Below are 13359 nucleotides of genomic sequence, written 5' to 3' on the forward strand. Positions count from 1 at the left end.
CCCGCCCCGGGACCGCCTCCTACGGTGAGGCCATGAGCCGAACGAGAGGCCCCCGCACCGTGTGGCGGGCCCTGCCGTCGCCCCGCTTTCCGCTGACCTGTTGGCCCTGGCGGTCGGTCGGCTACCTGATCAGCGGTGCCCTGGCCGGCGCGGTCGTCCTGGTGGTGACCGTGACCGGTGCGGTCGTGGGCGGTGCGCTCTCCGTCGTGCTGATCGGGCTGCCGCTGCTCGCCCTCCTGGCCCTGACCGGCATTCCGGTGGCGGCCCTGGAGCGGCGCAGGCTCGGCCTGATGGGTCCCGTCCCGGCCCCGGACCCGCACCGCCGACCGGCCGAACCGGGGCTGCGGAGCTGGGCGGCCTGCCGGTTCCGGGAACGGGCGACCTGGTGGGAGCTCGGGTACGCGCTGCTGTTCGCCGTGGTCCTGTGGCCGCTCGACGCCCTGGCGGTGACCGTCTGTACGGCCGTACCGCTGGCGATGCTGAGCACCCCCGTACTGATGGAGGTCTACGGGGACGGCTCGGAGTTCCGCGTGGTGAAGCTGTGGACGGTCACGACCTGGCCCGAAGCCTTCGCGGCGGCGGCCTGCGGACTCGTCCTCCTGCTGCTCGGCAGCTACGCCCTCGGCGCGCTGGCCGGGGCCAGAGCGGAACTGACCCGCCTCCTGCTCACTCCCGGACCGGCCGGGCCGGACGAACGGGTCATGGAACTGGCCCGCTCCCGGGTCCGGCTGGTCGACGCCTTCGAGGCCGAGCGCCGCCGCATCGAACGCGATCTGCACGACGGCGCCCAGCAGCGCATCGTCGCCCTCACCATGATGCTCGGCCTGGCCCGGCTGGACGCCCCGCCGGGCCCCCTCGCCGACCAGCTCACCAGGGCCCACGAGGAGGCCGGCAAGGCGCTCGCGGAACTGCGCGAACTGATCCACGGCATCCACCCCCAGGTCCTGGCCGACTACGGCCTCCAGGCCGCGGTCGCCGACGCCGCCGAACGCTCCGTGATCCCCGTCGGGCTGGACGTCGAACTGCCCGGCAGACTCCCCGAAGCCGTCGAGGCGGCCGCGTACTTCGTGGTCTGCGAGGCGCTGGCCAACGTCGCCAGACACAGCGGCGCGAGCCGCGCCGAGGTCCGCGGAGGCCACCGCGGAGGCCGGCTGTTCCTGGAGATCCACGACGACGGACGGGGCGGTGCGAGCACGTCCGGAGGCGGCAGCGGACTGACCGGCCTGGCCGACCGGGTGTCCGTGCTCGATGGCAGACTTGCGCTGTTCAGCCCGGCCGGGGGCCCGACCCGATTGCGTGTGGAGATTCCTTGCGAGTGGACCGATCGCTCCGCGTAGTCCTGGCCGAGGACAGCGTGCTGCTGCGCGAGGGACTGACCGGTCTGCTCGGCCGCTTCGGCCACGAGGTGGTCGCCGCCGTCGGTGACGCGGAAGCGCTCGTGGCGGCCGTCGCCGAACACGGACCGGACATCGTCGTGACCGACGTCCGGATGCCACCCGGCTTCCAGGACGAGGGCCTGCACGCGGCGGTCCGGCTCCGCGAGAGCCGGCCCACCCTCCCGGTACTGGTCCTGAGCCAGTACGTGCAACGCGCCTACGCCGCGGACCTCCTGGACTCCGGGGACGGTTCGGGCGTCGGCTATCTGCTCAAGGACCGGGTCGGCCAGATCGAGGAGTTCATCGACGCGCTGCGGGAGGTCGCCGACGGCGGCACGGTCGTCGACCCGGAGGTCGTACGCCAACTCCTGCGCCGCCGCCGCGATCCGCTGGAACGCCTCACCGCCAGGGAGCGCGAGGTGCTCGCCCTGGTGGCCCAGGGCCGGTCGAACGGCGCTGTCGCCCGCGAACTGGTCGTCTCCGAGGCGGCGGTGGGCAAGCACATCGGCAACATCCTCGCCAAACTGGACCTCCCGCCGGCCGACGAGACGCACCGCAGGGTCCTCGCGGTCCTGACCTTCCTGCGGTCCTGATCGTCCTGCGGTCCTGATCGTCCTGCGCGCCCGGCCTTCCTGCGGTCCTGGCCTTCCTGCGCGCCCGATCGTCCTGCGGTCCTGATCTTCCTGCGTGCCCGATCGTCCTGCGCGCCTGACGACCGACCCGCCGCCCGCTCCGTCGGCATCTGCGTCCAGCCTTACGCCGCCGCCACGCCGCGCTCGCTAGCGTGCCCCGGGCAGAGAAAAAGGCCCCCCGGTACGGAGGGCCTCGTGATCATGCGCGCTGTGCGCCCCCGGCAGGACTCGAACCTGCGGCCAAGCGCTTAGAAGGCGCCTGCTCTATCCACTGAGCTACGGGGGCCGGGTGGTGGCCTCGGCGGCCGGAAGCCCTGGGGCCGGGCCGGTCGGTGACCTGCCGGGACAAGGATAGGGCTCCGATCGCCTCGTCCTGGTTGCTTCACCTGCGTGGCACGATGTGGAGGTTCGGTGAAGCGAACCGATAATCGCAGGTAGGTGGGATTCGTGCAGCGCTTTTCGCGCCTCGCGCCCCGGGTGTTGTGCACTCGTTATGCCTGCGCCCCACTCGTCCCGTCTGTCCCGACTTGGTTCCTGGGAGAGAACCGGCGCGCAGAGGTGGCTATACGCTTCAAAAAGGCGCCAAAATTGGGCATTCTTCGCATGTGGTGACCTTGGACGTACGGCCTCAGCTCATCGACGCACTTTCCGCCCTGCGCGACCGTGTCGCTGCCGTGCGTCTTCCACTCCCGCTGCCGGGGGCCGCGCGCGCCCGGCAGACCCGGAGCGAGCTGCTCGCCCAGCTCGACGACTATCTGCTTCCCCGGCTCAGGGATCCTGAAGCGCCCCTGCTCGCGGTCATCGGCGGGTCGACCGGGGCGGGGAAGTCGACGCTGGTCAACTCGCTGGTGGGACGACCGGTCAGCGAGGCCGGGGTGCTGCGGCCGACCACCCGGACACCCGTGCTCGTCTGCCATCCGGATGATCACCACTGGTTCGCGGGAGTGCGCGTACTGCCGCAGCTGACCCGGGTCTGGCTGCCGCCGGAGGAGCCCGGGGAGCCGGGCCGGTGCGACGACCTCGACGGGCTCGACGGACTGGACGGGAGCGAGGAGGAGGACGGAACCGCGTTGCGGGTCGAGACCTCGCCCGGACTGCCGCGCGGGCTCGCACTGCTCGACGCGCCCGACATCGACTCGCTCGTGGTGCGGAACCGGATGCTGGCCGCCGAGCTGATCTGCGCCGCGGACGTGTGGGTGATGGTGACCACGGCCTCCCGGTACGCGGACGCGGTGCCCTGGCATCTGCTGCGTACCGCCAAGCAGTACGACGCCTCGCTCGTCACCGTCCTCGACCGGGTGCCGCACCAGGTGATCGCCGAGGTGTCGCGGCAGTACGGGGCGCTGCTCACCCGGGCGGGCCTCGGCGAGGTGCCGCGCTTCACCATTCCCGAGCTGCCCGAATCGGCCGGTGGCGGCAGCGGGCTGCTGCCCACGACCGCCGTCGCCCCGCTGCGGGCCTGGCTCAGCCACCGCGCCCAGGACCCGGCGGCCCGTCAGCAGGCGGTCGGGCGTACGGCGGCCGGGGTCATCGACTCGCTGGACGTGCGGATGCCCGAGCTGGCCGGGGCGGTCGCGGCGCAGTACGCGGCGGCCGTGCGGCTGACCGGCGTGGTCGAGGACGCGTACCGCGCGGAAGGCGCCCGGGTCCGGCGCAGGCTGCGCAGCGGCGGCGTGCTCGCCGGGGACGCCCGGACCAGATGGCGCGGATACCCGCTGTACAGCACCTCCGGGGAACTCCTCGAAGCGCTGGTCGAAAGCCTTTCCGCACTCCTGCGGTGCGCCGTGGCCGCCGCCGACGAACAGATCCGTACGACCTGGCAACGCGAACCCGCGGCCGGGGAGTTCGGCTTCGAGGGCGTCGGCCGGGAGGCCGGGGGATGGGGACCCGCCGAGGACATCCGGGGCCGGATCACCATGGCCGTACGGCGCTGGTGGCGGGTCCTGGAGGAGCTGGCCGAGGAAGAGGTACGCCGTCCGGAACGCAATGCCGCGCCCGACGCCGAGACCGTGGCGGCGCTGCTGGCCGCCGCACTGCTCGGTGGCCGCCGCACCCGGGGCGCCGGGGAGCAGCTCGCCGAACGGATCGGCGCCCAGGGCGCGCTGCGGCTGCGCGACAAGGGCGGGGTGCTGCTCACCGACTGCCTCGACCGGGTGCTGAACGGCGAGCGCGACCGGCGGCTCGCGCCGCTCGACGCGCTCGACGTGGCCCCGGAGCCGCAGGCCGAACTGATCGCCGCGCTGTCCGTACTGCAGAAGGAGAGGTGGCAGCGATGACTGCCGTCACTGACGAGCCAACCGGCCGGATCGGGAGTCCCGCTTCCCACGAGGACCGGGACGCGGGCGGGCGGGGCCGGGTCCCGGAGGCGGGCCGGGTTCCCGGGGCGGGCCGGATCCCGGAGGCGGGCCGGGACTGGAACGACGGGCTCATCGCCCGGCGGGCGGCGGCCAAGGCGGCGGACCCGGAGCCCGGGACCGCCCTGGACGACGACGCACGGCCGCCCCAGGTCGAGGCCTATGTGCCTTCCGGCGGCCCGCTCCGGCCGCGGCTCGACGCGCTGCGTGAACTCGTCGGGCTGTCCAGGGCCCGGCTCGACGGCGACACCCTCGCCGAAGCGGGACGTGTGCTCGACGAAGCGGCGGCCCGGCAGCGGCTCTCCTCCCGGCACACCGTCGTCGCCATCGCCGGGGCCACCGGCAGCGGCAAGTCGACGCTCTTCAACACCCTCGCGGGCGCCCAGATCTCCGACACCGGGCTGCGCCGGCCGACCACCGCCGCCCCCATCGCCTGCTCCTGGACCGACGGGGCCGCCGGACTGCTCGACCGGCTCGCCATTCCCGGACGGCTCAGGCGCAGGCCGCAGCAGGGCGGGGCGGACACCGACGAGGCGCTCCGGGGCCTCGTCCTCGTCGACCTGCCCGACCACGACTCGGCGGCGACCGAACACCGGGAACAGGTCGACCGGGTGCTCGCGCTGGTCGACGCGGTGATCTGGGTGGTCGACCCGGAGAAGTACGCGGACGCGGCCCTGCACGAGCGCTATCTGCGGCCGCTCGCCGGGCACGCCGAGATCACCTTCGTCGTCCTCAACCAGATCGACCGGCTGCCGGGCGACGCGGCCGACCAGGTCCTCGACGATCTGCGCCGGCTGCTCGACGAGGACGGCATGGCGCTCGGCGAACACGGCGAACCGGGCGCCACCGTCATGCCCTTGTCCGCGCTCACCGGCGCCGGCGTCGGCGAACTGCGCGAGGTGCTCGGCCGGTTCGTCCAGGAGCGCACCGCGGCGGCGCGCCGGCTCTCCGCGGACGTGGACGCCGCCGCGGCCAGGCTCCGCCCGGTGTACGTGGCCGAGGGGCGCCCCGGTCTCGGGGAAGGGGCCCGCGAGGAGTTCGCCGACCGGCTGGCGGAAGCCGTCGGGGCGGCCGCGGCGGGCCAGGCGGCCGAGCGCGAGTGGCGCAGGAACGCCGGACGGGCGTGCGGTACGCCGTGGCTGCGGTTGTGGCGCTGGTACGAGTCCACCCGGCGCCCCGGAAGCCTGGAGCGCCCGGCGCAGCCCGAGCCTCCCGAGGAGCAGCTCACCGCCCGGCAGTGCGTCGAGCAGGCAGTACGGACGGTGGCGGACGAGGCAGCGGACGGACTGCCGGCCCCCTGGGCGCAGGCGGTCCGCGAGGCCGCGGTGCACGGTGCGGACGGGCTGCCGGAGGCGCTCGACGCGCTGGTGGAAAGGGCCGGCACCGAGCACGCCCCCGCCGGTTCGGCGGTGGTGGCGACGGGCGTCGCCGGGGCCTCCGGCGTGGCGCACAGCGGCCGTGTGGGCGGGAAGCCGCCGCGGCCGAAGTGGTGGCCCGCCGCGGTGCTGGCGCAGGCGTCGATGACCTTGCTGCAGATCTTCGGCGGTCTCTGGCTGGTCGGCCAGATCGTCGGCGTACTCGAACCGGGATTCCTCACGCCCGCCCTGGTGATGCTGGCCGGGGTCGTCGGCGGTCCCCTGGTGGAGTGGTCGTGCGCGGCCGCGGCACGTGGGCCGGCGCGGCGGTACGGGCAGGAGGCCGAGCGGCAGTTGCGCGAGGCGGCGGCGGCCTGCGGCCGGGCCCGGGTGCTCGATCCGGTGGCCGCCGAACTCGTGCGGTACCGCGAGGTGCGGGAGAGGTACGCGGCGGTGACGGAGATTTCCACAACCGGCGGGTAGTCCACAGGCCCCAGCGGGATTTCCGCCTCCCCTTCAACCTGGGATCAGTGACCGCGTGGACGCGATCGCTGATCCGAAGGCCGAAGGGGAGGCGGAGTCATGAACGACACCTTGGTGACACTGGTGGGCAACGCGGCGACGGGGGTGGAGTTCCGGGAGACCGCGACCGGCGGAATGGCGCGATTCCGGTTCGCGGTGACGCCGCGCCGCTGGGACCGCGAGAAACAGCTCTGGACGGACGGGCACACCAGCTTCTACACCGTGTGGGCCTGGCGGACTCTGGCCTTGAACCTGTCCGGTTCCGTTTCCGTAGGGGAACCACTGGTGGTCCACGGCAGGCTGAAGGTGCGCGAGGAGGAACGGGAGGGGCAGCGCCGGACGTTCGTGGACATCGAGGCGGTCGCGGTGGGCCACGATCTGACACGGGGGACTGCCGCGTTCCGGCGGGTGATGAGGGGGGAACCCGCGCTGACGGCACGGGTGGGGAGCGTGGACAGGGCGGGCGGACCCGGGACGGGCGGATCGGGCGGACCGGAAGGGGGCACCGGGACGGAGGGGTTCGCCGGGCCGGACGGCCCCGGCGAGTCCCGGGAGCCGGACCGTTCCAGGAGCAGGCGGTCGACGGGGCGTCAGAAGGCCGGGCAGGAACTGGCGTCGGTGCCGTGACAGGCCGGCAGTGGGCGGAAAGCGGGCCGAAATCGGGCCGGGGGCGGGCCGGGAAGGCGAACGGGAGTGATACCGGCGATAACGATTCCGATTCGGAATGGTTGTACGACGGTATGACGGGGGACTGTTCATCGCTTCGTCCTTAGGATTCCCCAGTACTCACGGGGCACTTGAGTCGACTGGCGGGGCAGTCCCCACACGCGCATCAGGCGCGGAGGGTCCCGCCCGGAGGGGAATTCTGTGTTTTCTGCTTCTTCAGCGACCGCTTCGTCGTCCTTGGGGGCGACGGCCAATTCTCCGAGGCGGCGCGGCATAGCCCGGCTGGCCGCATCAGTGGTGGCATCCGGTCTGGTCATGGCAGGCGCCCTCGTCGGCGCGGGCAGCGCGGTCGCCGACGAGGCGCCGCAGCACCAGGGCGGCGCGGCCGCGGTGCTGGACGGGTTGAAGACCTTCGACCGTGCCGTACTGCACGCGGACGGCAGGAACCAGCAGCTGCCCGCCGGCCTCTTCGAGATGACCGTCGACGGCGGCGGCCAGCTCAAGACGTACTGCATCGACATCCACAACCCCACCCAGGACCAGGCGAAGTACCTGGAGACCCCCTGGAACCAGACCTCGCTCGGCAGCAACAAGAACGCCGGCAAGATCCGCTGGATCCTGGAGCACTCCTACCCGCAGGTCGACGACCTCGCGGAGCTCGCCAAGGAGGCCGGCACCGGGCCGCTCACCGAGAAGACCGCGGCGGCGGGCACCCAGGTCGCCATCTGGCGCTACTCGGACAACGTCGACGTCGAGGCCTCCGACGCCCAGGCCGAGAAGCTCGCCGACTGGCTGGAGCACAGCGCCGTCGACCAGGCCGAGCCCAAGGCGTCCCTCGCCCTGGACCCGGCCGCGGTCTCCGGCCGGTCCGGTGAGCGGCTCGGCCCGGTCACCGTCCGTACCAACGCCGGCCAGGTCTCCGTGACCCCGCCCGCCGACGCCGCCAGCGGTGTCAAGGTCACCGACAAGGCCGGCAAGCCCGTCAGCGCCGCGGCCAACGGCGCCGAGCTCTACTTCGACGTGCCGGACGGCGCCGCCGACGGCACCGCCTCGCTGACGGTCCAGGCCACCACCTCGGTGCCGGTCGGCCGGGCCTTCGCCGGTGTGACCAAGAGCCAGACCATGATCCTGGCCGGCTCCAGCGAGACCACGGTCTCCGCGACCGCCACCGGGACCTGGGCCAAGAAGGGCGCCATCCCGGCCGTCTCGGCGAAGAAGAACTGCGCCAAGGGCGGCGTGGACGTCACCGCCGCCAACGAGGGCGACGAGGCCTTCACCTTCGAGCTGGCCGGTGTGAAGCACACCATCGAGGCGGGCAAGTCCGAGACGATCACCGTCCCGGTCGCCGAGGACCAGGCGTACGACTTCACGATCACCGGCCCCGGTGGCTTCACGAAGACGTTCAAGGGCGTCCTGGACTGCAAGACCAGCGGCAGCGCCACGGGCGGCACCGAGACCCAGACCGGCGGGGACAAGACCCCGGCCACGTCCGGCGGCAGCTCCTCGACCGGTGGCTCGGGCGACCTCGCCGAGACCGGTGGCTCCAGCGCCACCCCGGTCATCGCGGGCGTTGCCATCGCTCTCGTCGTCGTCGGCGGCGGCGCGGTCTTCCTCCTCCGCAAGCGCAAGACGCAGACCGCCGCACAATAATTCCGCACCGTCGCCCCGCACGCTGAATCACGGAGTGACGAGCATGGGGCGGACTGCCACGTTCGCCTGATGACGGCCCCGGTACGCCGCGCGTACCGGGGCCGTCGCATGCCGGAATGCGGCTCCCGGCACGCGCCGGGAGCCGGGAGGCGGTCGTCCACGGCCGCGATGGGGTCGGTGAGGGGCGGTGCGGGCAAGCGCCAAGAGCCCTGCTCCGGATCACGGAACGCCGTCGCGAGGATGTCCAACTGCTCGAAAATAAACGGCGGTTGAGGCGCCCTTGGAGGACTATGGGGCTTGGAAGCGGGCCACCGAACCTGGGGGGCCGGTCCGCTCTGCGCGCATCGCCACGGCGATGCCGGATGATGAGGGATATCCGAGTGAACCTTCGAAGAACCATCGCCGTCCTGTTCGGTGCGACACTGTCGGTCGTCACGCTCGTGACGCCGGTCGGCGCGCAGCCGGTGCAGACCGGAGCCTCGACCACCTACCAGATCAACGCACGGCACGACGGCAGCCTCGTCGATGCCGCTGTGGGCGCGCCGCCACTCAGCCAGAAGTGGTCCCGCGACCTGGGCGGGAACGTCTCCTACCCCATCGTGGCCGGCGGGCGCGTCTTCGCCACCGCTGCCTCGCCGGATGGGCACGGCACCATCCTCCACGCCATTGACGCGGCCACGGGCGAGAACGCCTGGGAGCCCGTCGACCTCGGTGGCACCTACCGGTGGTCCGCACTCGCCTACGGGGGCGGTCGGCTGTACGCCCAGAACTACGACGGCGTGCTGACGGCGTTCGACCCGGCCACCGGGGCGAAGATCTGGACCGTCACGCTGCCTGAGCAGTATTCCTTCACCTCGCCGCCCACCTTCGCCGGCGGCGTGGTGTACACGGGCGGCGCCGGCTCGGGCGGCACCTTGTACGCGGTGGACGCTGCCGGCGGTGCCGTGCTCTGGACCCAGCCTGTCGCGAATGGGGACAACAGCTCGCCTGCCGTCACGGCCGACGGGGTCTACGTCTCCTACGCCTGCGAGCAGACATACGCCTTCGACCCCAAGTCGGGCAACCCGATCTGGCACCACCGGACGGACTGCTCCGGCGGCGGGGGCCGCACCCCTGTTCTCGCCGACGGCGGTGTCTGGATTCGCGACGATGCCGGGATGACCCCCTCGGTCCTCGACACCGCTGACGGGAAGGTCCGCGGCACGTACGAGGCCACCGGCTGGTCCCCGGTACCGGCCTTCGACGGCCGACAGGGCTACTTCGTCGATGACGGTGTCCTTCAGGAGCGACACAGCCGCACCCTGGCCACTCGCTGGAAGTTCGAGGGCGACGGCCAGATCAGCACGGCGCCGATCGTCGTCAACGGCTACGTCTACGTCGGCTCCCGGACCGGTCGGCTGTGGGCGCTCAACGGCGCCACCGGTCAGTCCGTCTGGTCCACCGACGTCGGCGCGCCGATCAACGAGCCCGACGAGCACAACGTGTCCGAGCCGCTGACCGGTCTCGGTGCGGGCGGCGGACTCGTGGTGGTCCCGGCCACCAACCTGCTGGTCGCGTACGGGCAGTGAGCAGCGGGGTGGCGGCCGGTCGGCGCTCCTGCTCGCAGCCCATGGACCGGTCTCCCGAACGACCGTGAACCCGGACGAGCAGGCCCGTGCAGAGCTGCGAAGCCTGCACCCTCTCGGCTCACGGCGAAAGAGGGGAACGGACCAAGCGTGAAGTCCCGGACATCGGTCCGGGGCTTCACGGCCGTCGGATGTGCGATACCGCCGGCCCAAGGCTGCCGCCGGGAGCCGAGGGCCCTCGTTCTCTCCTGCGCAGGAGGGGACCGGCGGCGACGACCGGTGACGGATCGGCTACGCGCGGGGACAGCGAAGGGGCAGGTCACAGGTCCCTGCTGATACGGGTTTCCGTCAAGAGGTAGCCGTCAGGCAAGATGGGGTGTATCTGCCCACACATCGATTGCCGGACGGTTTCTCTTGGCTGAGTACATCTACACGATGCGCAAGACGCGCAAGGCGCACGGCGACAAGGTGATCCTTGACGACGTCACGCTGAGCTTCCTGCCCGGGGCGAAGATCGGTGTGGTGGGTCCCAACGGTGCCGGTAAGTCCACGGTGCTGAAGATCATGGCGGGCCTGGAGCAGCCCTCCAACGGTGACGCGTTCCTGACGCCCGGTTTCAGCGTCGGCATCCTCATGCAGGAGCCGCACCTCGACGAGACCAAGACGGTCCTGGAGAACGTCCAGGACGGCGCCGCCGAGGTCATGGGCAAGCTCAAGCGCTTCAACGAGGTCGCCGAGCTCATGGCGACCGACTACTCCGACGCGCTCATGGACGAGATGGGCAAGCTCCAGGAGGACCTGGACCACGCCAACGCGTGGGACCTGGACGCGCAGCTGGAGCAGGCCATGGACGCGCTGGGCTGCCCGCCCGGCGACTGGCCGGTCAACAACCTCTCCGGTGGCGAGAAGCGCCGCGTCGCGCTCTGCAAGCTGCTGATCGAGGCTCCCGACCTGCTGCTCCTCGACGAGCCCACCAACCACCTCGACGCCGAGTCGGTCAACTGGCTGGAGCAGCACCTCTCGAAGTACGCGGGCTGCGTCATCGCCGTCACGCACGACCGGTACTTCCTGAACAACGTCGCCGAGTGGATCCTCGAACTCGACCGCGGCCGCGCCATCGCCTATGAGGGCAATTACTCCACGTACCTGGAGAAGAAGCAGGCCCGCCTCAAGGTCGAAGGCCGCAAGGACGAGAAGCGCGCCAAGCGGCTCAAGGACGAGCTGGAGTGGGTCCGCTCCAACGCCAAGGGCCGGCAGACCAAGTCCAAGGCCCGTCTCGCCCGTTACGAGGAGATGGCGGCCGAGGCGGACAAGATGCGGAAGCTGGACTTCGAGGAGATCCAGATCCCGCCGGGCCCGCGGCTCGGTTCCATCGTCGTCGAGGTCGAGAACCTCTCGAAGGCCTTCGGTGACAAGGTCCTCATCGACGACCTCTCGTTCACGCTGCCGCGCAACGGCATCGTCGGCGTCATCGGTCCGAACGGCGCGGGCAAGACCACGCTGTTCAAGATGATCCAGGGCCTGGAGACCCCGGACACCGGCTCCATCAAGGTCGGTGACACGGTCAAGATCTCCTACGTCGACCAGTCCCGCGCCAACATCGACCCGAAGAAGACCCTCTGGGCCGTCGTCTCGGACGAGCTGGACTACATCAACGTCGGCCAGGTCGAGATGCCCTCGCGCGCCTACGTCTCCGCGTTCGGCTTCAAAGGCCCGGACCAGCAGAAGCCGGCCGGCGTCCTCTCCGGTGGTGAGCGCAACCGCCTCAACCTGGCGCTGACGCTCAAGGAGGGCGGCAACCTGCTGCTCCTCGACGAGCCCACCAACGACCTCGACGTCGAGACCCTGTCCTCGCTGGAGAACGCCCTCCTGGAGTTCCCGGGCGCCGCAGTGGTCATCTCCCACGACCGCTGGTTCCTGGACCGCGTCGCCACGCACATCCTGGCGTACGAGGGCGACTCCAAGTGGTACTGGTTCGAGGGCAACTTCGAGTCGTACGAGAAGAACAAGGTCGAGCGCCTCGGCGCGGACGCGGCCCGCCCGCACCGTGCCACGTACAAGAAGCTCACGCGAGGCTGATCGTCTTGGCTCGTCACATCTACAACTGCCCGCTGCGCTGGTCGGACATGGACGCCTTCGGCCATGTGAACAACGTGGTCTTCCTCCGTTACCTGGAGGAGGCACGCATCGACTTCATGTTCCGGCTGGCGCCGGGGGACGGTTCGCCGTCCTTCTCGGGCGGCTCCGTCGTGGCCCGGCACGAGATCGACTACGTACGGCCGCTGGTCCACCGGCACGAGCCGGTGACCGTCGAGTCGTGGGTCACGAAGATCGGCGCGGCGTCGCTGACGATCGCGTACGAGGTCAAGGACCCGGACCAGGTGTACGTACGGGCCTCGACCGTCGTCGTGCCGTACGACCTGGCCGAGGAGCGGCCCCGGCGGATCTCCGCCGAGGAGAAGCTCCACCTCCAGCAGTACCTGGCCGAGGAGCCGGCCGCAGCATGAAGGTGCCCGTACGGTCGCTGGAGTTCGCCGACCCGAGGGAGGCCGCGGATCTCGCGGCCTTCCTCGGTCGGCTGCTCCACTACGACCGGGCCGCCGCGGTGCGGATGCAGGCGGGCGGCGGTGCGCTGGCCGTGTTCGGCAGGCCGCCGTCGTTCGAGGTCCTGGCGATCCGGGCGGCGCGGCTGGCCGTGCCGGACGACTTCGACATCACCGTGTCCGCCGGTGAACTCCTCGAATCCCTCGACGTCGAGGGCACGGCAGCCGGTTCGGGCACCCTGCCCGCACCCGTCACCGGGCCGCCGTGGACGGGTGTCCTCCCGCCCCGCGGGGGCTGGCACGAACTGCCGGGCCTGCCCGACCCGGTCTCGCTGCGCACAGCGGTCACCGCCGCGGTGGCGGAGTTCCGCTCCCGCGACGAGGCCCTGCCCGAGGACCGCCGCACCCGGGCCGAGCGGGACCTGATCGGCCGCGAGATCTGGTCGCGCACGGTCGCCGGTACCGAACTTCCGCTGCGGGCCGTGCACGCCGCCCAGTCCCTCGGCTTCCTCCGCCCGGCGCCGGACTTCCCGGTCGCCCTGCTCGCGGCAGGGGCCTGGCTGCGGCTGCGCACCCCGTTCGGCTCGATCGCCCTGCGCGGCCCCGGCAGCGGGCTCGGCACGCTCGCGGTGACGGTCGGCGCGGGCTGAGCGACCGGCCCGACGGCAGGGGCCGTCCGGACGGACCGACTGACAG

At 71.8% G+C, this 13359-nt stretch carries 10 protein-coding genes and 1 tRNA gene; 10 read left to right on the forward strand and 1 reads right to left on the reverse strand.

Annotation, left to right across the window (positions count from 1 at the left end; genetic code table 11):
• The first annotated feature begins 32 nt into the window (after positions 1–32).
• The gene (locus OG611_RS13580; protein ID WP_266419036.1) at positions 33–1337 is read left to right on the forward strand and encodes a sensor histidine kinase; all 1305 of its coding nucleotides are present in this window, start codon (positions 33–35) and stop codon (positions 1335–1337) included.
• Positions 1316–1969 carry a response regulator transcription factor gene (locus OG611_RS13585; RefSeq protein WP_266419038.1) on the forward strand — a complete coding sequence of 218 codons (654 nt, stop codon included), beginning with the start codon at positions 1316–1318 and terminating at the stop codon, positions 1967–1969. Before OG611_RS13580 ends, OG611_RS13585 begins: the two co-directional genes overlap by 22 nt.
• A 252-nt stretch (positions 1970–2221) precedes the next feature.
• Here the strand turns inward: OG611_RS13585 and OG611_RS13590 are convergent.
• A tRNA-Arg gene (locus tag OG611_RS13590) sits at positions 2222–2294 on the reverse strand.
• Between the two features lie 328 nt (positions 2295–2622).
• Here OG611_RS13590 and OG611_RS13595 point away from each other — a divergent pair.
• From OG611_RS13595 to OG611_RS13630, 8 genes are all read left to right on the forward strand, one after another.
• Positions 2623–4284, forward strand: a complete 1662-nt coding sequence (locus OG611_RS13595) for a dynamin family protein (protein WP_266425830.1) — start codon at positions 2623–2625, stop codon at positions 4282–4284.
• Entirely contained in the window at positions 4281–6200 is a 1920-nt protein-coding gene (locus OG611_RS13600) for a YfjP family GTPase (protein WP_266419041.1), read from the forward strand. Before OG611_RS13595 ends, OG611_RS13600 begins: the two co-directional genes overlap by 4 nt.
• Before the next feature lie 99 nt (positions 6201–6299).
• Entirely contained in the window at positions 6300–6866 is a 567-nt protein-coding gene (locus tag OG611_RS13605) for a single-stranded DNA-binding protein (protein ID WP_266419043.1), read from the forward strand.
• A 240-nt stretch (positions 6867–7106) separates the two neighbouring features.
• Complete coding sequence (locus tag OG611_RS13610; protein ID WP_266419046.1) at positions 7107–8555, forward strand: Cys-Gln thioester bond-forming surface protein; 1449 nt, start codon at positions 7107–7109, stop codon at positions 8553–8555.
• Between the two features lie 380 nt (positions 8556–8935).
• Positions 8936–10123, forward strand: coding sequence for a PQQ-binding-like beta-propeller repeat protein (locus OG611_RS13615; RefSeq protein WP_266419048.1), 1188 nt, complete (start codon positions 8936–8938; stop codon positions 10121–10123).
• 411 nt (positions 10124–10534) lie between these two features.
• On the forward strand, positions 10535–12199 hold the full coding sequence (ettA, locus tag OG611_RS13620; RefSeq protein WP_266419050.1) for an energy-dependent translational throttle protein EttA: 1665 nt from the start codon (positions 10535–10537) through the stop codon (positions 12197–12199).
• A gap of 5 nt (positions 12200–12204) precedes the next feature.
• Positions 12205–12627 carry a thioesterase family protein gene (locus OG611_RS13625; protein WP_266419053.1) on the forward strand — a complete coding sequence of 141 codons (423 nt, stop codon included), beginning with the start codon at positions 12205–12207 and terminating at the stop codon, positions 12625–12627.
• Positions 12624–13313 (forward strand): hypothetical protein, encoded by a 690-nt coding sequence (locus OG611_RS13630; protein WP_266419056.1) that lies wholly within the window; start codon positions 12624–12626, stop codon positions 13311–13313. The genes OG611_RS13625 and OG611_RS13630 overlap by 4 nt, the downstream gene beginning before the upstream one ends.
• The last annotated feature ends 46 nt before the right edge of the window (positions 13314–13359 follow it).

Origin of the sequence: Streptomyces sp. NBC_01363 (assembly GCF_026340595.1) — a bacterium.
Lineage (GTDB): Bacteria > Actinomycetota > Actinomycetes > Streptomycetales > Streptomycetaceae > Streptomyces.